Annotated in this window: 16 protein-coding genes; 8 read left to right on the top strand and 8 right to left on the bottom strand. The window is 58.3% G+C overall.

What is annotated here, in order from left to right; genetic code table 11:
- Positions 1 to 109: 109 nt before the first annotated feature.
- A complete protein-coding gene (locus ACUZ9P_RS04070; RefSeq protein ID WP_324835750.1) occupies positions 110 to 679 on the top strand; it encodes a hypothetical protein in 570 nt (189 codons plus the stop codon).
- 117 nt (positions 680 to 796) lie between these two features.
- Here the strand turns inward: ACUZ9P_RS04070 and ACUZ9P_RS04065 are convergent, their stop codons facing one another.
- A complete protein-coding gene (locus tag ACUZ9P_RS04065) occupies positions 797 to 3,040 on the bottom strand; it encodes a putative bifunctional diguanylate cyclase/phosphodiesterase (protein WP_449248738.1) in 2,244 nt (747 codons plus the stop codon).
- Positions 3,041 to 3,213: 173 nt separating this feature from the next.
- Between ACUZ9P_RS04065 and rimO the strand changes: the two genes are divergently transcribed.
- On the top strand, positions 3,214 to 4,539 hold the full coding sequence (gene rimO / locus ACUZ9P_RS04060; protein WP_449248737.1) for a 30S ribosomal protein S12 methylthiotransferase RimO: 1,326 nt from the start codon (positions 3,214 to 3,216) through the stop codon (positions 4,537 to 4,539).
- Between the two features lie 123 nt (positions 4,540 to 4,662).
- On the opposite strand, the gene ACUZ9P_RS04055 is transcribed toward rimO, so the two are convergent.
- From ACUZ9P_RS04055 to surE, 5 genes are all read right to left on the bottom strand, one after another.
- Positions 4,663 to 5,550, bottom strand: a complete 888-nt coding sequence (locus ACUZ9P_RS04055; RefSeq protein ID WP_449248736.1) for a flagellin N-terminal helical domain-containing protein — start codon at positions 5,548 to 5,550, stop codon at positions 4,663 to 4,665.
- 723 nt (positions 5,551 to 6,273) lie between these two features.
- The gene (locus tag ACUZ9P_RS04050) at positions 6,274 to 7,161 is read right to left on the bottom strand and encodes a flagellin N-terminal helical domain-containing protein (protein ID WP_449248735.1); all 888 of its coding nucleotides are present in this window, start codon (positions 7,159 to 7,161) and stop codon (positions 6,274 to 6,276) included.
- A gap of 425 nt (positions 7,162 to 7,586) precedes the next feature.
- A complete protein-coding gene (gap, locus tag ACUZ9P_RS04045) occupies positions 7,587 to 8,588 on the bottom strand; it encodes a type I glyceraldehyde-3-phosphate dehydrogenase (protein ID WP_449248734.1) in 1,002 nt (333 codons plus the stop codon).
- A 26-nt stretch (positions 8,589 to 8,614) separates the two neighbouring features.
- Positions 8,615 to 9,541 (bottom strand): class II fructose-1,6-bisphosphate aldolase, encoded by a 927-nt coding sequence (fba, locus tag ACUZ9P_RS04040; RefSeq protein ID WP_449248733.1) that lies wholly within the window; start codon positions 9,539 to 9,541, stop codon positions 8,615 to 8,617.
- A 287-nt stretch (positions 9,542 to 9,828) separates the two neighbouring features.
- Positions 9,829 to 10,590 carry a 5'/3'-nucleotidase SurE gene (gene surE / locus ACUZ9P_RS04035; protein WP_449248732.1) on the bottom strand — a complete coding sequence of 254 codons (762 nt, stop codon included), beginning with the start codon at positions 10,588 to 10,590 and terminating at the stop codon, positions 9,829 to 9,831.
- 157 nt (positions 10,591 to 10,747) lie between these two features.
- Between surE and ACUZ9P_RS04030 the strand changes: the two genes are divergently transcribed.
- From ACUZ9P_RS04030 to ACUZ9P_RS04005, 6 genes are all read left to right on the top strand, one after another.
- The gene (locus ACUZ9P_RS04030; protein ID WP_298993883.1) at positions 10,748 to 11,779 is read left to right on the top strand and encodes a 3'-5' exoribonuclease YhaM family protein; all 1,032 of its coding nucleotides are present in this window, start codon (positions 10,748 to 10,750) and stop codon (positions 11,777 to 11,779) included.
- Positions 11,755 to 12,408 (top strand): dTMP kinase, encoded by a 654-nt coding sequence (tmk, locus tag ACUZ9P_RS04025; protein WP_449248731.1) that lies wholly within the window; start codon positions 11,755 to 11,757, stop codon positions 12,406 to 12,408. Before ACUZ9P_RS04030 ends, tmk begins: the two co-directional genes overlap by 25 nt.
- A 100-nt stretch (positions 12,409 to 12,508) precedes the next feature.
- Positions 12,509 to 12,844, top strand: coding sequence for a hypothetical protein (locus ACUZ9P_RS04020; protein ID WP_449248730.1), 336 nt, complete (start codon positions 12,509 to 12,511; stop codon positions 12,842 to 12,844).
- The gene (locus ACUZ9P_RS04015) at positions 12,837 to 14,201 is read left to right on the top strand and encodes a histone deacetylase family protein (protein WP_449248729.1); all 1,365 of its coding nucleotides are present in this window, start codon (positions 12,837 to 12,839) and stop codon (positions 14,199 to 14,201) included. The genes ACUZ9P_RS04020 and ACUZ9P_RS04015 overlap by 8 nt, the downstream gene beginning before the upstream one ends.
- Before the next feature lie 227 nt (positions 14,202 to 14,428).
- Positions 14,429 to 15,637: a saccharopine dehydrogenase family protein gene (locus tag ACUZ9P_RS04010; protein WP_449248728.1), complete on the top strand. Its 1,209-nt coding sequence runs from the start codon at positions 14,429 to 14,431 to the stop codon at positions 15,635 to 15,637.
- 250 nt (positions 15,638 to 15,887) lie between these two features.
- On the top strand, positions 15,888 to 17,477 hold the full coding sequence (locus ACUZ9P_RS04005; protein ID WP_449248727.1) for a histidine kinase N-terminal 7TM domain-containing protein: 1,590 nt from the start codon (positions 15,888 to 15,890) through the stop codon (positions 17,475 to 17,477).
- A gap of 177 nt (positions 17,478 to 17,654) precedes the next feature.
- On the opposite strand, the gene purE is transcribed toward ACUZ9P_RS04005, so the two are convergent.
- Together purE and purD are read right to left on the bottom strand one after the other, a co-directional pair.
- Positions 17,655 to 18,152 carry a 5-(carboxyamino)imidazole ribonucleotide mutase gene (gene purE, locus ACUZ9P_RS04000; RefSeq protein ID WP_449248726.1) on the bottom strand — a complete coding sequence of 166 codons (498 nt, stop codon included), beginning with the start codon at positions 18,150 to 18,152 and terminating at the stop codon, positions 17,655 to 17,657.
- Positions 18,153 to 18,213: 61 nt separating this feature from the next.
- Positions 18,214 to 19,500, bottom strand: coding sequence for a phosphoribosylamine--glycine ligase (gene purD / locus ACUZ9P_RS03995; protein ID WP_449248725.1), 1,287 nt, complete (start codon positions 19,498 to 19,500; stop codon positions 18,214 to 18,216).
- Between the last annotated feature and the right edge of the window lie 154 nt (positions 19,501 to 19,654).

The raw sequence follows: 19,654 nt of genomic DNA, 5'->3' as shown, positions 1-19,654 counted from the left end.
GTGAGGCAGCAGCTTGTAAAGAAAGACCTTTGCAAAAGCAGAAATGCTGGCGGGGTGGAAGGCTTGACCCTGGGTGTTGCTGTGGGCATAACAACCGATGGGGGTATTCATGCTGAAACCGTTTTATCAGGGCAAACTGGACACTTTTTGCGCAATTTATGCAGTGCTCAACGGCTTGCGGCTGACCCACACCATCAGGGTTCTCAAGGCGCGCGACATTCTTAATGAAACCCTGATGGGACTTGCGGCCTCGCCTGAAGCCTTCCGTGCCGTGCTGGAGCAGGAAACTGACTATTGCGGGCTGGTTGACGGCATGCTGCGTATCCAGAGCCGTTCCTTTCCGCTGGAAGTGCGCCAGCCCTTTACAGATGAGGACGACCCCTCTGTGGATCAGGTATGGGAATGCTGCCGCACATGGCTTGCGCCGGGCAGCGGCAGGGCTGTGATCTTCCGTTTTCTGCGTCACATCACCCCGGATGGCCCGCCTGTGAACCGGCACTGGACCACCGCCGACTCGCTGACCGGTGACGTGCTGCATCTTTTTGACTGCAGCCACGAGGCAGAAGCCATCCTGAACGTGAACAAGGACAGCTTTGTGACCCGCGCGGACGACATTCGCGAAGGCAAGCTGCTGTATATCCAGCCGCATACCATCCGCCTGCTGCGTCTGCCGCTGTAAACGGGGCAAGCCCGCGGCCATGCATGATGAGGCAGCAGGCGCAGCAACAGTTCTGCTGTGGTTTTACGGCTTGAATCAGTGTTGCCGGGGCGTGGCGAGAAGGCGTGTCGGGGGAAATCAGTATTCTTTAATGGGGGCTTCCGTGCTTATGGGCAGCCCCAGACGGATGGCGTCTTCCTTCAGCTGCGGATGCACCCAGAAGGCCTTTTCCTGCACAAAGCTGAGCACTTCAAACTCCGCCGTATCCACTGGCCTGGAATAATAGAAACCCTGGGCGCAGTTGCAACCGCTGTTGAGCAAGAAACGGGCGTGTTCCTTGGTTTCCACGCCTTCAGCCACAATGGACATATCAAGGTCGCGCGCCAGAGCGATGGTGTTGCGGGCCACAATCTGGCCGCGCTTGTTGGTGGTGCCGTCGCTGATGAAGGCCCGGTCAAGCTTGACCACATTGAAGGGCAGATCACGCAATGTACTCAGCGATGAGTAGCCTGTGCCGAAATCGTCCATGGAAAAAACAAATCCCGCGGCCCGTAGCTCGTTCATAAGGCGTTTCAGCCTTGGCTCATTGGCAAAAAAGGCACTCTCGGTCAGTTCCAGTTCAAGCATGTGGCGGGGCAGATTGTACTTGTTCAGGAGGCTGACGAGCTTGTTGGGCAAATCATCGTCGTTAAAATGCAGACGCGACATGTTCACAGAGATGGGCATGGGTTCATACTGCTTGTCGAGCCATGTACGCAGGGTCTGGCAGGTCTGGTCCCAGATGTACGAGTCCAGCCGCACAATAAAGCCGTTGCGCTCAAACAAAGGAATAAAACGCCCGGGAAGGATAAGCCCGTCTGTGGGGTGCTGCCAGCGCACCAGCGCTTCCGCGCCCACAATGCGCCCGCTGGAAATCTGGACCTTGGGTTGCAGAAAAAGTTTGAACTGGTTTTTTTCCAGCGCTTCATACATCTGGTCAGTGATGTAGCTCTCATCATGCAGACGTTTGCGCAGGGCATCATCGTAAAAGGCAAAATTGACAATGTCGCTGCCCTTGACCGTCTTCTGCGCCAGATAGGCCCAGTCGCACAGGATGTGAGCCGGAGTGCGGGAATTCTCCACAGGGCAGATGCCAAAGAACAGCTTGACCCGAAAGGTGTCGGAATAGTGATCCAGACGCAGAGAAAGGTTCTGGATGAACTGTAGCGTCCGTTCGGTGCCGCCTGTGAGGCAGACGGCAAAAACATCGGCGGTGAGCCGGGCAAAGATTTCCTTTTCAGATATGAGGCGCTGGCGGATCAGGCGGGCAATGCCCCGCAGCAGGCGGTTGCCCTCTTCAAGCCCAAAAGATTCGTTGATGGCCTTGAACCCGGCCACGTCAAAGCGCAATACGCAGTACTGCTCATTGGGCCGGTTTTTGATGAGCTTGTCTATTTTTTCAAAAAATGTCTGGGTGTTGAAAGCGCCTGTGAGGGGGTCGTGCTCTGCGCGCAGGCGCAGGGCCTGCTCGGTGCGCGTGGCTGCGTCAACATCATTGAGAGTGCCGATGTAGCGTTCTTCAGACTCCCCGTCGTCAAGCTTGGTGTATGTGATCTTGCACCAGATGTACTGACCGTCGCGGCGGCGCAGCCTGACGGTCATTTCGCCAGAGCGGATGCCCAGGGCAAGGCGCGCCAGGCAGGTGTCAAAGGGCTCCATGTCGCCCGCGTAAAGAACATCGTCTTCACGCCACACGTCAAAGGGATTGCGCCCGTCGTATTCGCCCGCCAGCAGTTCGGGAATCCTCTGGCTCAGGTAGGTAAGATCTGTGCCGCTCCATTCAAAAACCAGGGTGCGGGTGTGGTCCACCACTGCCTTGTAACGCAGGGCATCCAGCTTTTGCCGGCGCAGCATCTCGTTCTCATGGGCAATATCGGCTGCAATCTTGTGGTTTTCAATGTCTTCTGTGCAGACAATATAGGTCTGTTCCCCGCCGTATTGGGGGGCAGGAAAGGCAATAATACGCACCCATCGGTACAAACCGTTGAGGGCTTTTTTGCGAATGTCTTCCGCAGCAAAAAGGGGAGTCTGCGCCAGCATCTGTCGCAGGCTGTCCTGAGAAAAAAAAGCCGCAAAACGCTGTGCATCGTCGGGGTGAACCCTCTCGGCAAGTTCGCGTCTGAACGTTTCGGCAAGGGGCCGATCCAGAGGCATGCGCGTAAAGTGACCTTCTCCGTGGTACAGTTCGCGGCAGGTATCACTCTCAAAATCTATAAGCAATATGTCGCCGTAGACGCTCTGCAAGGCATGGGAAAGGCAAATCTCCTGAGGAGATTCCGCAGGCGGCTTTTCCCCGGATTGGGTAGCCGATATGCTGAGGTTTGCAGGGTCCGCGTTTTTCATTTTTATGTTCCGCCGTGCGGCATTACATTTGTGTATTAGCCTGTTAGACAACAGATAAGATCTAGCATCTGTGTTATCGTTTTGCAAATTTGCCGGTCTGGGCACGTCCGGTTTGAAGAATGGGGACTGGCCTCAATGATGACAAGCGCCCCGCCCCTCTGTATTGTGCCCCCATGACACGAGCTATTTTTCCTAATTCCCTGAAAGTATGGTCGCTGAGCCTTGGCTGCCCCAAAAACCGCGTGGACAGTGAGCGCCTGCTCGGTTCGCTTGGGGTCGCCGTGCAGCATGTGGAACACATGGGCAAGGCGCGTCTGGTTTTCATCAATACCTGCGGATTCATCGACCCTGCCGTGCGTGAATCTGTTCGCGCGGTTGTGGACGCCATCCAGAGGCTTGAAAAGTGCAAGGTTAAGCCCCTGCTGGCTGTAGGCGGCTGCATGGTGGGGCGTTATGGCGCTGCCGATCTGGCAGCGGAACTGCCGGAAGTGGACGTGTGGCTGCCCACGGGTGATCTGCCGCGCTGGCCAGCCATGCTGGCAGCGGCCCTGAACCTGCCCGAGCCTCCTACCCGTATCCCCGGCGGCAGACTGCTTTCTACCGGCCCTTCGTACGCATGGCTCAAGGTGGGCGAGGGGTGCAGGCACAAGTGCGCGTTCTGCACCATTCCTTCCATCAGGGGCGGCCTTAAATCGCTGACCGCCGACGATATTGCCGATGAAGCCAGGGCCCTGCTGGCCCAGGGCGTGCGCGAGCTTGATCTTGTGGCGCAGGATCTGACCTCCTGGGGTGTTGATCTTGGGCTCAAGCACGGCCTGCCCAGCCTGCTTGAAAAGCTGGTGGGGCTCGAGGGCCTCGCCTGGCTGCGCCTGCTCTACCTGTACCCCACAGGCGTGACGCCGGAACTTTTGCGCTTTATCAGAGATTGCGGCGCGCCTTTGCTGCCCTATCTGGATATTCCTCTGCAACACGCTCACCCTGATGTGCTGTCGCGCATGGGCCGGCCTTTTGCGGGCGACCCCCGGCGAGTACTGGATACCGTGCGCTCCGTGCTGCCCCATGCGGCTTTGCGCACGACCTTTATTGTTGGCTATCCTGGCGAAACGGAAGAGCATTTTGAAAGTCTGTGCCGTTTTGTAGAAGAAAGCCGTTTTCAGCACGTGGGTGTGTTTGCCTATCAGGCAGAAGATGGCACCGTGGCGGCAACATTGCCCGATCAGGTGCCAGATGAGGTCAAACAGTGGCGCAGGGATTCTCTTATGGAAATTCAGGCCGACATCAGCAACGAACTGCTCTCCGCGCAGGTGGGCAGCCGTATGCAGGTGCTGGTGGATGCCCCGCATCCCGACTGGCCGGGACTGCACAGCGGGCGTGTGTGGTTTCAGGCGCCGGAGGTGGACGGCATCACCTATGTGAGCGGGCCGGGCATTGCGCCCGGAGCGCTCGTGGAATGCGATATAGTGGAAAATACGGACTATGATCTGACCGCGCTGGCCTGAGCCTGCGCTAGCGCGCCCATACTGGCCCCTCCGGAAGAAACGTTTCCGCAGCAAAATATCCCCGAAGGGCGAACCCTTCGGGGATATTTTGGGATACGTGCTAAAGCACGCCCTCAACCAGCGTTAACCCTGGATAAGCTGCATGGCCATCTTGGGCATGCTGTTGGCCTGCGAGAGCATGGCCACAGACGACTGGGTGAGGATCTGGTTGCGGACAAACTTCGTCATTTCCGTGGCCACGTCCACGTCGGAAATGCGGGATTCAGCCGCCTGCAAGTTTTCAGCCTGAGTGGTAAGGTTGGAGACGGTGTTCTCCAGGCGGTTTTGCAACGCGCCCAGATGTGCACGGATCTTGTCCTTGGAAACCACCGCGTTGGTGATGGCCACAAGGGCCTTCTGCGCCGCTTCCTGGGTGGAGATGGTCGCACCGGCTCGTCCGGTGGTTGTCTCATTGCCTACACCAAGGGCCGAGGCTGTGCTCGTGCCGATCTGGATGTAGTAATAGTCTTCCGCCGAGTCGTTGGCAGTACCGAAGTGGACCTTCATCTTGCCGGTGGAGGTCATCGTGTTGCCCACGTGCGTGTCACCGGACAGATTGCCGTCCAGCAGGTGGATGCCGTTGAAGTCCGTGGCGTTGGCGATTCGGGTAATTTCCGATGCCATGGCCTGGTACTCCGATTCGATCATCAAGCGCTGGGTGGAGTCATAGGTGCCGGTGGAAGCCTGTTCTGCCAGTTCCTTCATACGGGTCAGCTTTTCGTCGATGATGCCCAGGGCGCCGTCGGCGGTCTGAATGAGGGAAATAGCATCGTTGGCATTACGCACGCCCTGTTGCAACGCCTTGATATCCGTACGCATCAATTCGCGAATGGCGAGGCCGGCGGCATCGTCAGCAGCGGAGTTCACGCGCAGGCCTGTGGACAGACGCTGGGTCGAAGTCTTCAGGTCGCTGTAGTGCGAGGTCAAGTTGTTGGCAACATTGGAAGCCATTGAGTTGTTATTGATATACATGACATTCCTCCATGAATGTTCTGTCTGCCCGGCGGCGCACTATGCGCGCCCGCGTCCATGCGGACTGCCGCCGTTCATCCCGCAAGGAGCGGGGAAAGAGTTACCAAAAGCCAGACTGGTATCGGCAGAGCCGACCTGGGCTGGCAGCCTTAAACGACAGGCGCTGTTGCCCTTCTGATTCGTGGCTTCAGAGAAGGCAATATTTGCCTGAAAACCTGCACTCCGTTTACAGCAGGATTCATGCCAGAGATCGCAGCTTTATGCGTCAATAAGCTGGCGGCTGGTGCGCCAATGGCGAAATGCTGCGGCCCGCACAGAAAAAAATATACAAATATCTCTATGATGCGAATTTTTGGGGTATGCTGATGCGGCAAATATTTTTTGCCTGCCCACGGCTATCCTGCGTAAGGAAAGCCAAGGCAAAACAGGTGGGACATCGCATTGTTTTTTGAACAAGCGCAGAAATATTGACGGGGCAGGCGCGCAAGAGGCTGTCGCGCAAGAGTGGAAATGGGGAAAAAGAAGGGCTGTGCGTGCTGAAAAACTGCGGCTGCTGCTGTGCCAGTGCGGTATTTCCCGAAGCTCAGAAGATAGCAGGGCGTAAAAAAAGCCGGGTCGTGTACGACCCGGCTTTCATCAGAAACGTGTTGGTTATGGCCTTAAAGCTCTCCCCAGCCTCTTGGCCGGTCCTGGGCTATTGCCCTCCACCACCTGGTTTTGCCGCTAACCGGAAATCAGGTTCAAGGCCAGCTTAGGCATGCTGTTGGCCTGCGAGAGCATAGCCACAGACGACTGGGTAAGAATTTGGTTGCGGACGAACTTCGTCATTTCCGTGGCCACATCCACGTCAGAAATGCGGGATTCCGCCGCCTGCAGATTTTCGGCCTGCGTGCTCAGGTTGGAGATGGTGTTCTCCAGCCGGTTTTGCAGCGCACCCAGGTGCGCCCGGATCTTGTCCTTGGAGACCACGGCGTTTGTGATGGCCACAAGAGCCTTCTGCGCCGCCTCCTGAGTCGATACCGATCTGCCGGCAGCAGTGGTGGCAGCCTGATTGCCTACACCAAGAGCAGAGGCAGTACTCGTGCCGATCTGGATGTAGTAGTAGTCTTCCGCCGAATCGTTGGCTGTGCCAAAGTGTACCTTCAGCTTGCCAGTGCTGGACATGGTGCTGCCTGTGTGCGTGTCGCTCGACAGGTTGCCGTCCAGCAGATGGATGCCGTTGAAGTCCGTGGCGTTGGCGATTCGGGTAATTTCCGAAGCCATGGCCTGATACTCCGATTCGATCATCAGGCGCTGGGTGGAGTCATAGGTACCGGTGGCGGCCTGTTCGGCCAGTTCCTTCATGCGGGTCAGCTTTTCATCGATGATGCCCAAGGCGCCGTCGGCTGTCTGAATGAGGGAAATGGCGTCATTGGCGTTACGCACGCCCTGTTGCAGGGCGGCGATATCGGTACGCATGAGTTCGCGAATGGCCAGACCGGCGGAATCGTCCGCAGCGGAATTGATGCGCAGGCCGGATGACAGCCGCGAGGTAGAGGTTTTCAGGTCGCTGTAGTGCGAGGTCAGATTGTTGCCTACTTGCGAGGCCATGGTATTATGATTGATATACATACATTCCTCCATGAATGCTGTATGTCACAGGCGGCGCGAAATGCCGACGCGTCCTTGCGTGCTACCACCTTTTGTTCACTTAATCGGCGCAACGGCAAAAAGTATTAGGGCTCGGCGCAAATGACGCGTTCAGGTGAGATGCCTGTAAAGTCTTGCGTAGAGCCAGTTTTGTTGGACAATGCTTAAAGCGTGGCAAAGAAAAGAGGAAAAATTTTCCCATGCTGGCGAGTGGTGAGCAGAATTTGCCTGGGGCCACGCACGTCAAATCTGGGGTTGAGAAAGGCCCAAAAGGGACAGAGTGAAGCATGCGCTGCGACAGGGGCTGTCAAAACGGGCGAACAAAAGCAGAGCGCGGCGGGTATTGCAACCCGCCGCGCTTGTAATTCATGCCCATCCCTGCCCGGCAGGGCAAGGCGCGGTCTTTATCAGCAGTCCTTGCCCACCATGCGAAGCAGGCGCAGCAACTGGTTGGTGAAGCCGGATTCGTTGTCGTACCAGATGAGCAGTTTGACCATGGTGCCGTCAAGCACCTGGGTGGAAAGCGCATCCACCACGCCGCCGAAGGTGCTGCCCTTGTAGTCAATGGATACCAGCGGCTCTTCGGAATAGCCCATGTTTCCGGCCAGAGCGCCCTTGCTGGCAGCCTGAAGGGCCGCATTGACAGCGGCGGCATCACAGGCTTTTTCCACTTCACAGGTCAGGTCGACCAGCGAGCAGTCAAAGGTGGGAATACGCACCGACATGCCGTTGAGCTTGCCTTCCAGTTCCGGCATGACCTGCCCCACAGCCTTGGCGGCGCCTGTGCTTGAAGGCACCATGGACACGGCTGCGGCGCGGCCGCGACGCCAGTCCTTGTGGGTGCCGTCCAGGATGCGCTGGCTCATGGTGTAGGAGTGGATGGTGGTCATGAGGCCATGGCGGAAGCCAAAGGTTTCGTGCAGCACCTTGACCGCAGGAGCCAGGCAGTTTGTGGTGCAGGACGCGGCAGAAATGACGCTGTGCTTTGCGCCATCATAAGTGCCGTGGTTCACGCCCATAACAATCATGGCGTCCACATCCTTGCCGGGGGCGGAGATCACAACCTTTTTCGCGCCACATGCCAGATGCTGGGCAAGGCCTTCCCTGTCCTTGATGGTGCCCGTGGTTTCCACGGCCAGGGTTACGCCAAGGCGTTCCCATTCCCATTCGCCAGCCTTGCAGCGGGTAACGGTGATATGGCGGCCATTGACGATGATGCCGTTTTCATCGTGATCAACAGTGCCCTGAAAGGTTCCGTAAGTGGAATCATACTTGAAAAGATAGGCCAGCGCGGCGTTGTCCGCACGGGCGTTGATGGCGGCGATCTGAATTTCTTTGTCGTCGGCCATAAGACGCAGCAGATACCGACCAATGCGGCCAAAGCCGTTCATTCCAACTTTCACGGGCATGATTCGCGCTCCTTGGGGCGTAGGGATTAGGCTTTATTTGAAGATCCCATGACATTGCGGATCTTGTGGGCCACCATGTTTTTGACGGCATCGCGAGCGGGGGTGAGGTAGGCGCGCGGGTCAAACTGGTCGGGGTGTTCGGCAAGATACTGACGGATGGATGAGGTGACGGCCAGGCGGATGTCCGTATCCACATTGATTTTGCACACATTCATGCCCGCAGCCTTGCGCAGCATGTCTTCGGGTACGCCCTTGGCTCCGCCAACCTGGCCGCCATACTGGTTGCACTGACTTACAAATTCCTGCGGTACGCTGGACGCGCCGTGCAGCACCAGGGGGTAATTCGGCAGCTTGTCGCCAATGCGGCCCAGACGGTCAAAATCAAGTTTGGCTTCGCCCTTGAATTTGTACGCGCCGTGGCTTGTGCCGATGGCAACGGCCAGCGAATCGCAGCCCGTGCGGTTTACAAATTCCACGGCTTCATCGGGGTCGGTGTAGACGTGTTCGGCAGACTGCACATGTTCCTCAATGCCAGCCAGCTTGCCCAGCTCGGCCTCAACCCATACGCCCCGGGGGTGGGCATAGTCCACCACCTGCTTGGTCAGGGCTATGTTCTCTTCAAACGACAGGTGCGAACCATCAATCATGACCGAAGTGAAGCCGCCGTCAATGCAGTCGCGGCACATTTCAAAACTGGGGCCGTGGTCGAGGTGCACCACCACGGGAATGGAAGGGTCAAGCGCAAGCGCCGCTTCCACAAGCTTCATGATGTATATCTGCCCGGCATACTTGCGCGCGCCCGAAGACACCTGAAGGATGACCGGCGATTTTTCCTCGGAGGCCGCGCTCATGATGCCCTGGATGATTTCCATGTTGTTGACGTTGAACGCGCCAATGGCATACCCGCCGGCATAGGCGGCAGCGAACATTTCTTTGGGATTGATAAGAGGCATGATTTCCTCCAGAGGGGTCTGGCATTAAGGACGGTCAAAAAAGCATAAGTCGCCCGGAAATGACAAGTCTGCACATACACCAATTCCCCGTAAAGGGGAATGCCTGCCGCGCGGGAAACGGGCTTACTTTGCAGTTCTTCCGGCGGGCGCAGTGGCCGGGCAAACGCAAAACATATTTTGTATGCCCGAGCGCGCCTGTAGCCCACATGTGGCGGCGGCGTCAAGAGGGTTCGCCTGATCCCTTATGTTTCCGGCAGGTTGCCGAAGGCCTTGGGGCAGTGCGCACGCTAGCCGAGCTTCATGCCTGCCAGCGCGTTCAGGCCAGCCTGATCGGTAAAATCAAAGCGCAGGGGCGTAAGGGTAATGTATCCCCGGTTGAGCATGTCTTTGTCCGAATTCGGTTCAATGGTTTCCGCAGGAATTTCGCCCTCAAGCCACCAGTAGGGCGCGCCGCGCGGGTCAAGGCGCTCCGAGTAGGTGTTTACCCACACGGCGCTGGTTTGCGGGCAAACGCGCATGCCTTTGACCTCGTCCAGCGGGCAGGCAGGATAGTTGACGTTGACCACCCTGCGGCGGCCCAGCTGCGACCAGTCGATGCGTTCGGCCAGCGCCACCAGATGTCGGGCCTGCGGCAGAAGGTCGCCGTTTTTGACCTTGTAGCAGTCGTGCGAAACAGCGATGCTCGGCAGGTCTTCGTGGGCCGCCTCCGTGGCAGCGCCCACCGTGCCGGAATACAGAATGTCCGGGCCAACGTTGGGCCCGGCGTTGATGCCCGAAATGACCATGTCGGGCTTTTTGGGCAGGAGTTGCCCGAGGGCCAGTTTGACGCAGTCCGTGGGTGTGCCGTAAATACCCAGACCCTTGAAGTGGGGTTCTTCAAAATCCATGGCGCGTACAGGTTCAAATACGGTCAGCGAGTGGCCCACGCCAGATTGCTGGGTCATGGGGGCCACCACATGCACGGTATGCCCTGCTTCAAGCAGGGCGGCGTAAAGTGCGCGCAGGCCGCGTGCGCGGATGCCGTCATCGTTGGTCAGAAGAACGTCCATTTGACAATACCTCGGAAAGAAGGGAAATTCGGCCTAAGGCCCGCGTGGTTTCAGTGTTTTGCGCGGCCCTGCCATTTTTAGAAGTTCCGCGTCAGGGGCCATGCCCGCGTGGAAAACTGCATATGCCCGGCGCAGATGCGCGCCGCTGGAACGATATATGGAAAAAGGTTGTTACGTCAAAGAGATTGGCCCCGCCTCGGAGGCGCGCGGCATATTCGTGGTTACGCAGGCGGCGCAGGGACAGTCGCGCAACGGCCCGTACTGGCGGCTTACCCTGGCTGACGCCAGCGGCAGCCTTGAAGCCAAGATATGGCATCCGCTGAGCGCGGAGTTCAGCGAAATCGCGGCAGGAACCCTTGTGTGGGCCGAAGGGCGCGCGGGGCTGTACCGCGATCAGGTGCAGCTCACGGTGGAGCAGATGCGCTTTCTTTCCGATGAGGAATGCGCTGCTGTGGACCATGCGGCCCTTATGCCCGCCAGCCCCTTTCCGCTGGATGAGATGCTGGATGAACTGCTTGACCTCATCAAGAAGGAATTTGTCCACGCGCCCTGGCGCAAGCTGGTGCAGGGATTTTTTAACAACGACGAGATGCGCGCCGCCTTTCGGGTCTGTCCGGCGGCCAAGGGGGTGCACCACGCCTATGTGGGCGGGCTGCTTGAACATACCCTGAGCGTATTCAAGCTCTGTCGGCGCATTGCCGACCATTATCCGGAACTTGACCGGCAGACCTTTCTTGCGGGAGCGCTGTTTCACGATATTGGCAAACTGCGCGAATTTTCTGGCGGTATCGCCAATGACTACACTGATGAGGGCCGCCTGCTGGGGCACCTCATGCTGGGCATTGAAATGCTGGAGCCGTACCTGGCTAAATCCGGTCTGGAAGAGCCGTTGCAGCGGCATCTGAAACACCTGATCTTGAGCCACCATGGCGAGCTGGAGTTCGGTGCGGTGCGCGTGCCGCATACGCCGGAAGCCATGGCCCTGCACTATGCCGACAACCTGGACGCCAAGATGGCCCAGTGCCGTGGCCTGTTTGCCCAGATAGAGGGCGAAGGCGAGGCCTGGACACCCTGGCAGGCTACGCTGGGGCGACCCGTGCACCGGGCCGCGCGTACGCCGGATAAAGCCGCCCCCGCAACCCGCAAAAAAGCGGTGAAAGAAGAATGTTTATCTCTTTTGAAGGTATAGAAGGCGCGGGCAAATCCACGGCCATCAACTATCTTGCGGGTTTTTTGCAGGAAAATGGCCACGACCCCCTGTGTACGCGTGAGCCGGGGGGCTGTGCGCTTGGGCGCAGCCTGCGTTCCATACTGCTTGATGCCCGCACGCGCGAACTCTCCAGCAGGGCGGAGCTTTTTCTGTTTCTTGCCGACAGGGCGCAGCACGTGGCGGAGATCATCCGGCCTGCGCTGGAAGCAGGGCAGACCGTGCTGTGCGACCGTTACACCGACTCCACGCTGGCCTATCAGGGGCACGGACGCGGGCTTGATACGGAATATCTGCAAAGGCTCAATCAGGCGGCCACGGGCGGCCTGCAACCGGAGCTGACCCTGCTGCTGGATCTGCCGGTGCGTTGCGGCCTCATGCGCGCTGGCGAGCGCAACCGCCTGGAAGGTCTGGTGGTTTCAGAAGGCCGTTTTGACGCCGAGAGCCTTGATTTTCATGAGCGGGTGCGTCAGGGCTACAGGGTTCTGGCCGAGGAAGAACCCGAGCGCTTTGCCATTATTGATGCCTCGCAGCCGCCGGAAGACGTGGTTTTGCAGTGCCGTTCCGCCATTGAGTTCCACTTGCGGCAGCGCGGTTGGGGATTGGAATAGTTTTTTGCGGCGAGAGCCGCTTTTCGGGCCTTTGCAATTTTGCCGGTTCAGCCTGCCATGCAGGCTTTTGGCGCGCTTCAGGCGCCACCAAGGAGAATATATGTACGAATGTTATACAGTTGAAGTTGAAGGCGCGGGCGTGCGTTTTGCCTCCCGTGAAGGCAAGGAACTTGCCTATCTGCCGGGTCAGCCGCCCAAGGGCTACACCCTTATCAACGTTATTGGCGATCCCGGTTTGCTGCACTGCGCCGTTTTTCGCAAGGATGGCGGCGCTGGCGGCTTTTTTGCCCTGCATGATACTGAAGGCGTGCTTTTTATGGCCGTGGCCGAAAGCAATCTGGCCTACGGCATGGGCCTTGCGCACATGGGCCGTATGGTGACGTATGCCCGTTACGGGGCAGATATTTTTGAAGAACTTGGCGAAGGTGATGACTGAAAAAACACTGCCGCCCCTGGTGGCGGCCCGCAGTCTTGGCGTGGTGTTTTTCCCTGCCTTTGACTGGGCCATTTCTGCAACACACCCGGAACGGGAAGAGCGTCTGCTCTATACACGCGACCAGCTGCTAGAAGAAGGGCTGTTCGACATCCCCGGCATTACGGAATACCGCCCCGCCTTTGCCACGCATGGCCAGCTTGAGCGCGCGCACTTCTGCCTGCCTTCGGCTGCGGCGGTGAGTACGGATTCGCATCTGGCTTCCGCGGGCGGGGCTATCCGCGCGGCCCGGCTGGTGCTTGAGGGACGCGAACAGCGTGCCTTTGCCCTGGTGCGGCCTCCAGGCCACCACGCCATGCGTGTGGTGCACGGCAACCGTGGCTTCTGCAATATCAATAACGAAGCCGTCATGGTGGAGTACATCCGCGACCACTACCCCCGTCCCGATGGCCGCCCCCTGCGCATCGCCATTGTGGATACGGATGTGCACCACGGCGACGGTAGCCAGGATATCTTCTGGAACGACCCGCATACCCTGTTCATCTCGCTGCATCAGGACGGGCGCACCCTGTACCCCGGATCGGGTTTCCCGCAGGAATGCGGCGGCCCCGGCGCGCTTGGGCGCACCATCAATATACCCCTGCCGCCCGAAACCTCGGACGAGGGCTATCTGTACGCCATAGAACATGCGGTGTTGCCCATTCTGGAAGATTTCAAGCCTGACCTGATCATCAATTCCGCCGGGCAGGACAATCACTTCACTGACCCCCTTGCCAACATGAAGCTTTCGGCGCAGGGCTATGCGGCGCTCAATGCGGCCCTGCAACCGCATATCGCCGTACTTGAAGGCGGCTACTCCATACGCGGGGCATTGCCCTACGTGAACCTGGGCATCTGCCTTGCCTTGGCCGGGCTGGACGCTTCGGATATCCGCGAGCCGGGCTGGACGCCAGAAGCCACGCGTCAGCGGCCGCAAGTGGGGGAATACATAGCAAAATTGTGCGCGCAGATCCGCGATGTGTATTTTCATCCCCCGGCGCAGCCCACGGAAGGCGAGGAAGAAAACGGCTGGTGGGTGCGCCGCAAGCACATCTTTTACGATACGGACAACCTGCGCGAAGGGCAGACGGAAGCCTGGCGGCTGTGCAGCGATTGCTCGGGGCTGGGGCGCATTGAGACCGCCTCGGAACGGGTGCCCCGCTCCCTGTGCATACTGGTGCCGCGCCACGCCTGCCCGCAGTGCAGGAGCCAGGGGCTGGAGCTTGCCGCACAGGCGCGCAAAAGCGGGCGTTACGCCCATGTGCGTCTGCTGGATGGCGATGCGGCAGATCCGGGCCCTGCGGCCAAAAGTGAGAAATAAGGCAGAGTTGACGGTTTTTGCACCGCGACCTGTTGACGCCGGAACTTTCCTGGGCCATAAGGCCCATTCCGCGCGTAACGTAACGGCTTTGTCACGCCGTGCGGGCATCATGTTTTCCGGCTCGGGTCACGCGGCCCGGCAACCCTGCGCCCACGGGCGCAATATATGAAAATGGCGGCGCGGCCATGCCGCGCAGTGGTATACCTCTTCCACCACGGAGAAGGAACATGTCTCATATTCTGATTATTGGCGCGGGCGGCGTAGGCAGCGTTGTGGTGCACAAGTGTGCGCAGGTACTCAAGGAAGGCGGATTCTCAAAGGTAACGCTGGCAAGCCGCACCCTTTCCCGCTGCGATGCCATTGCGCAGAGCGTCAAGACGCGCCTTGGCGTCGAGGTTGCCACCGCTCAGGTGGACGCGGACAACGTGCCCGAGCTGTGTTCCCTCATCCGGCAGGTCAAGCCCGATGTGGTCTGCAACGTGGCCCTGCCGTATCAGGATCTGCACATTATGGACGCCTGCCTTGAATGCGGCGTGCATTACGTGGACACCGCCAACTACGAGCCGCTGGACACCGCCAAGTTTGAATACAAGTGGCAGTGGGCCTATCAGGACCGCTTCCGCGAGGCGGGGCTGACGGCCCTGCTCGGTTCCGGCTTTGACCCCGGCGTCACCAACGTGTACGCGGCCTGGGCGCTCAAGCATCAGCTGGACGAAGTGCACGTGCTCGACATCATCGACTGCAATGCGGGCGATCATGGCCAGCCCTTTGCCACCAACTTCAATCCTGAAATCAATATCCGCGAGGTCACGGCGCGCGGGCGGTACTGGGAACGCGGCGAGTGGGTGGAAACCGACCCCCTGTCCTGGTCCATGAATTTTGATTTCCCTGACGGCATCGGCTCCAAAAAATGCTTCCTCATGTATCATGAAGAGCTGGAATCACTGGTGCAGAACCTCAAGGGTATCCGCCGCGCCCGCTTCTGGATGACGTTTTCAGAGAATTATCTCAACCACCTCAAGGTGCTTGGCAACGTGGGCATGACCCGTATCGACCCTGTGAAATTTCAGGGGCAGGACATTGTGCCCATCCAGTTCCTTGCCAAACTGCTGCCCGACCCGGCCTCCCTCGGCCCCCTGACCAAGGGCAAGACCTGCATTGGCGACCTTATGCGCGGCGTTAAGGACGGAAAGGAAAAGACCGTCTACGTGTACAACATCTGCGACCACGAAGAATGCTATGCAGAGGTGGGTTCCCAGGCCATTTCGTACACTACGGGCGTGCCCGCCATGATCGGTACAAAGATGGTGGCTCAGGGCTTGTGGCGCAAGCCCGGCGTGTGGAACATGGAACAGTTTGATCCAGATCCTTTCATGAAGGATCTCAATATGTACGGTCTGCCCTGGCAGTGCCTGGACGTGACCGGCAAATTTTAGTCAGCAATCTGGTTTGATTGTTGCAAAGACTCCGGTGTCTGCTCAGGCAGGCCCGGAGTCTTTGTTTGCCGCCGGGGCCGCGCTGCTTGTCAGCTTGTGGGGATGTGGGTAAAAAACGAACGAGTGAAGTTATACTGGGCGAGGGGTTGTATTTTCCCATTCCCGCAGAGCATTATGAATGCGCAGCTGCGCCACGTGATGCCAGTTGCAGCTGGCGCGCTTACAGGGTGAATAGTATAAGGCATAGTCAGTGATCATAAGAGCTGCCTGTATTCTTTTTCTGAGTATATCGTGCGCGGGCATGCTCTATGCTGTTTGCTATTCGTCCAGAATAGCGCGCTCAAACGGGTATGCGGCCTTTTTGTTTTTGTTCATGTCTATTTTCATGTACACGGTCGGGTACATTTTCGAGCTTGCATCAAGCACGCCTGAAACAATCTATCTTTCCTTAAAAATTGAATACCTGGGGGCGCCGCTTATCGCAGTGTTCTGGTTTCTTTTTGCCGTTTATTACAATAACTATTCAATAAAGAGCAAGGCTGTGATGGCCCTGCTGTTTGTGGTGCCGCTGACGACTATTGTGATGCTCTACACCAATGAGTATCACCATCTCCATTATAAAACATTTGCAGTAGATGCCAGCGGCCTCTTCCCTGTGGCGGTGACGCAGAAAGGCTGGTGGTATTATGTTGATTTTGTTTACAAGATGCTGGTTGCCTTTGCCGGGTTAGCTTTGTTTGCCTTCTCCTACGGCAAAGCAACGGGCTATCGCAGGCGGCAGGCAAAAACCATCTTTATTGGCGCGTTGAGCCTCTGGATAGGCAATTTTTTGCAGACTCTTGGCTTTGCGCCCTACGGCATTGACATTGAGCCCTTCATTCTCTCTGCGGCCCTGCCCCTGAGCGGCTTCGCCATGTCCCGCCTGCGCATGTTCGACCTCGTGCCCATAGCGCGCGACAAGGTTTTCAAGACCATGAGCGCCAGCGTGCTGGTGCTGGACGACAAGCTGCGCGTGGTGGATTTCAACGACAGCGCCGTGTCCATTCTTCCGGCTCTGTCAGAGGATGCCGTGGGGCTGGCTGTCAGGGATGTGTTCCCCGAACAGAGTTCCCTTGATGTGGCGGCGCTTGTGCAGAATGAGGAAATGGAGATTGCTCTGCCGGTTGCGGGTGGGCTGCGTTTTTACAAGGTTTCCTGCGCCAGGGTTGGCGCGTCTGAAAAAGATTCCGGCCTCATTGTCTCCTTGTACGACATGACCGAGAGCAAGGAACTGCTTGAAAAAATGCAGCGTATCGCATCGCAGGACGCGCTGACCCAGGTGTTCAGCCGCTGGTTTTTTATGGAGGCCTTCCAGCGCGAGATTGACCGCTGCCGGGAGGCTGGCGGCAAGCTCGGTTTTATGCTGCTGGACATCGACCATTTCAAACGCGTCAACGATGAATATGGGCATATGGCGGGCGACAAAGTCCTGCGCGGCGTCACGTCAGCTCTGAAAGACACGCTTGGCCACAAAGCCTTGCTTGGTCGCTATGGCGGCGAGGAATTTTCTGTGCTGCTGCCCGGTATGGGGCAGGACGAGACCGTGGCCCTCGCTGAGCGGTTGCGGCAGGTTGCGGCCATGATGGAGGTGTCATTCAACGGCATTGCCATAAATGTGACAATTAGCGTTGGCGTTGCCGCCGCAGTATTTGAACCGGGCGCTCCACAGGGCATGGAAAGCACTCAAATCTGCGATGCCCTTATTCTGGCGGCAGATACAGCCCTGTACCGCGCCAAGCAGGAGGGACGCAACAGGGTGTGCTCTGTTGGCCTTGAGTACGGTGCAGAGGCGTCCGTGTAATCAATCTGCCTGTCAGTTTCGCTGCCTCAGCAACAACTGGCAATAAAATAAATGCCCGCAAGTTTAACTTGCGGGCATTTATGGTTTTATGATGTGCGCACCGTGGGTTTCCACTGCGAATCAAAGCAATGGACAAAATACAGCGCAAGAACCAGCCCTGTTGCCAAGGCTACTACGCTAGGCGTATTTGCGGCTAATTTCGTCCCCGGCTTTTTCCACTTCTTCGCGCATTTTGGCGCGGGCTTCGGCAATGCGTTCGTTAAGCGCAGGGTCGGACACGGCCAGAATCTGGGCGGCCAGCCATGCGGCATTACGTGCACCAGCCTTGTCGGTGGCAACGGTGGCGACCGGGAATCCGGGAGGCATCTGCACAGTGGCAAAAAGCGCGTCCATACCGCACAGGGCGGCGCTGGAAACAGGAATACCAATTACAGGGCGCGTAGTGCGGGCGGCAACGGCTCCAGCCAGATGCGCGGCCATGCCTGCGGCGCAAATAAACACGCTCGTGCCTTCGGCTTCGTACTGGCTCACCAGTTTTTCGGTGCGTTCAGGGGTTCGATGCGCGGAACTGACGGTGATAGCGCAGCTCACGCCAAGGCTTTTCAGAACGTCTACGCAGGGGCTGATCTTTTCTTCGTCAGACTTTGACCCCATCAAAATGACTACTTGCGGCATAGTCTTCCTTCCTGTGGTGCGGCGCAGAGCGCCGGAATATCCTTGCAAAATCAGTTTGTTGCTATTTTCCGGTCAGACGGCGGATGCCTTTTTCGCCAATATCGGTGCGATGAAAACCATCCTGCATGCGCACCTTGGCCACACCGGCATAGGCGGCCTTTTGCGCGGCAGCCAGGCTGTCGCCCAACGCGGTGACGCACAAAACACGCCCGCCGTTGGAAACGAGCGACCCGTCCTTAACGGCCGTGCCGCTGTGAAAAACCTTTACGCCGGGTACGCTGTCCGCGTCTTCAATACCTTCGATGGACAAACCCTTGGCGTAGGAGCCGGGATACCCCTTGGCGGTGATCACAACGCCAAGCGCGGTCTGGCTGGTCTGCCCGAGGCTTACCGGGTCAAGTTTGCCGCGTACGGCGTCCAGCATGATGGCTGGCAGGTCGCCGTCAAGGCGCATGAGCAGGGGCTGACATTCCGGGTCGCCAAAGCGTACGTTGTATTCCAGCACCTTGGGGCCGTCGGCGGTCATCATCAGACCCGCGTACAGCACGCCCACAAAGGGATGTCCGTCCTTGGCAAGTTCGCGCAGGATGGGCCGCACCGTGAGGTCGGCCATTTCTTCAAGCATGCTGTCGGGCAGCACCGGGGCGGGGCTGTAAGCGCCCATGCCACCAGTATTGGGGCCTTCATCATTATCAAATACGCGCTTATGATCCTGAGCCGAGGGCAGGGGAACAGCGCGGGTGCCATCGCATACGCAGAGGAAGGAGGCTTCCTCGCCCACAAGGCATTCTTCCACCACCACAAGGTTGCCAGCATCGCCAAAGGCGCGTTCGGTCATGATTTCGTCTATGGCGTCCAGCGCTTCCTGCACGGTCTGGGCAATGATGACGCCCTTGCCCGCAGCGAGGCCGTCCGCCTTGATGACCAGAGGAGCACCCACTTTGTTGATGTGGTCGCGGGCTGCCTGCGCATCGCTGAACACGGCGCAGTGGGCGGTGGGCACCTTGGCGCGGTTCATGATTTCCTTGGCAAAGGCCTTGCTGCCCTCAAGGCGTGCGCCATAGGCATCCGGCCCAAAGCTGGGAATGCCGGCTTCGCGCATGCGGTCAACAATGCCCAGCGTCAGGGGCAGTTCGGGGCCTGGAATCACCAGGTCAATGTGCTCCTTGCGCGCAAAGGCCAGCAACCCGTCCAGGTCGTCCACAGCCACAGGCACGTTAACGGCCCCTTCGCTGCTGGTGCCGCCGTTGCCGGGCGCGACAAAAATGGCGCTGACTTCGGGGCTTTGCAGAATTTTCCAAACCAGGGCGTGTTCGCGGCCACCGGAGCCGATCACAAGGATGCGCATGCTGTCTCCTTACTCCAAAAACTTTTCCGTTTCAGTAAGCTGGTTATAAAGCGGCAAAACCCCAGTGGGTTTTGCCGCTTTAAATTGGCTATTGCCAGAGCCGCGGCAAGGCCGTTGCTCCATATCCGCAGCTCTGCGCCGCAGATAAAAACGG

Source organism: Desulfovibrio intestinivivus, assembly GCF_053570665.1.
Note: the sequence above shows the minus strand (reverse complement) of the source record. Positions and strands in the feature narration are given on the sequence as shown.

Bases quoted from the DNA above. Each gene is read 5' to 3' on its own strand.
- ACUZ9P_RS04070 (WP_324835750.1), top strand. From the start codon at position 110: ATGCTGAAACCGTTTTATCAGGGCAAACTGGACACTTTTTGCGCAATT.
- ACUZ9P_RS04065 (WP_449248738.1), bottom strand. From the start codon at position 3,040: ATGAAAAACGCGGACCCTGCAAACCTCAGCATATCGGCTACCCAATCC.
- rimO (WP_449248737.1), top strand. From the start codon at position 3,214: ATGACACGAGCTATTTTTCCTAATTCCCTGAAAGTATGGTCGCTGAGC.
- ACUZ9P_RS04055 (WP_449248736.1), bottom strand. From the start codon at position 5,550: ATGTATATCAATAACAACTCAATGGCTTCCAATGTTGCCAACAACTTG.
- ACUZ9P_RS04050 (WP_449248735.1), bottom strand. From the start codon at position 7,161: ATGTATATCAATCATAATACCATGGCCTCGCAAGTAGGCAACAATCTG.
- gap (WP_449248734.1), bottom strand. From the start codon at position 8,588: ATGCCCGTGAAAGTTGGAATGAACGGCTTTGGCCGCATTGGTCGGTAT.
- fba (WP_449248733.1), bottom strand. From the start codon at position 9,541: ATGCCTCTTATCAATCCCAAAGAAATGTTCGCTGCCGCCTATGCCGGC.
- surE (WP_449248732.1), bottom strand. From the start codon at position 10,590: ATGGACGTTCTTCTGACCAACGATGACGGCATCCGCGCACGCGGCCTG.
- ACUZ9P_RS04030 (WP_298993883.1), top strand. From the start codon at position 10,748: ATGGAAAAAGGTTGTTACGTCAAAGAGATTGGCCCCGCCTCGGAGGCG.
- tmk (WP_449248731.1), top strand. From the start codon at position 11,755: ATGTTTATCTCTTTTGAAGGTATAGAAGGCGCGGGCAAATCCACGGCC.
- ACUZ9P_RS04020 (WP_449248730.1), top strand. From the start codon at position 12,509: ATGTACGAATGTTATACAGTTGAAGTTGAAGGCGCGGGCGTGCGTTTT.
- ACUZ9P_RS04015 (WP_449248729.1), top strand. From the start codon at position 12,837: ATGACTGAAAAAACACTGCCGCCCCTGGTGGCGGCCCGCAGTCTTGGC.
- ACUZ9P_RS04010 (WP_449248728.1), top strand. From the start codon at position 14,429: ATGTCTCATATTCTGATTATTGGCGCGGGCGGCGTAGGCAGCGTTGTG.
- purE (WP_449248726.1), bottom strand. From the start codon at position 18,152: ATGCCGCAAGTAGTCATTTTGATGGGGTCAAAGTCTGACGAAGAAAAG.
- purD (WP_449248725.1), bottom strand. From the start codon at position 19,500: ATGCGCATCCTTGTGATCGGCTCCGGTGGCCGCGAACACGCCCTGGTT.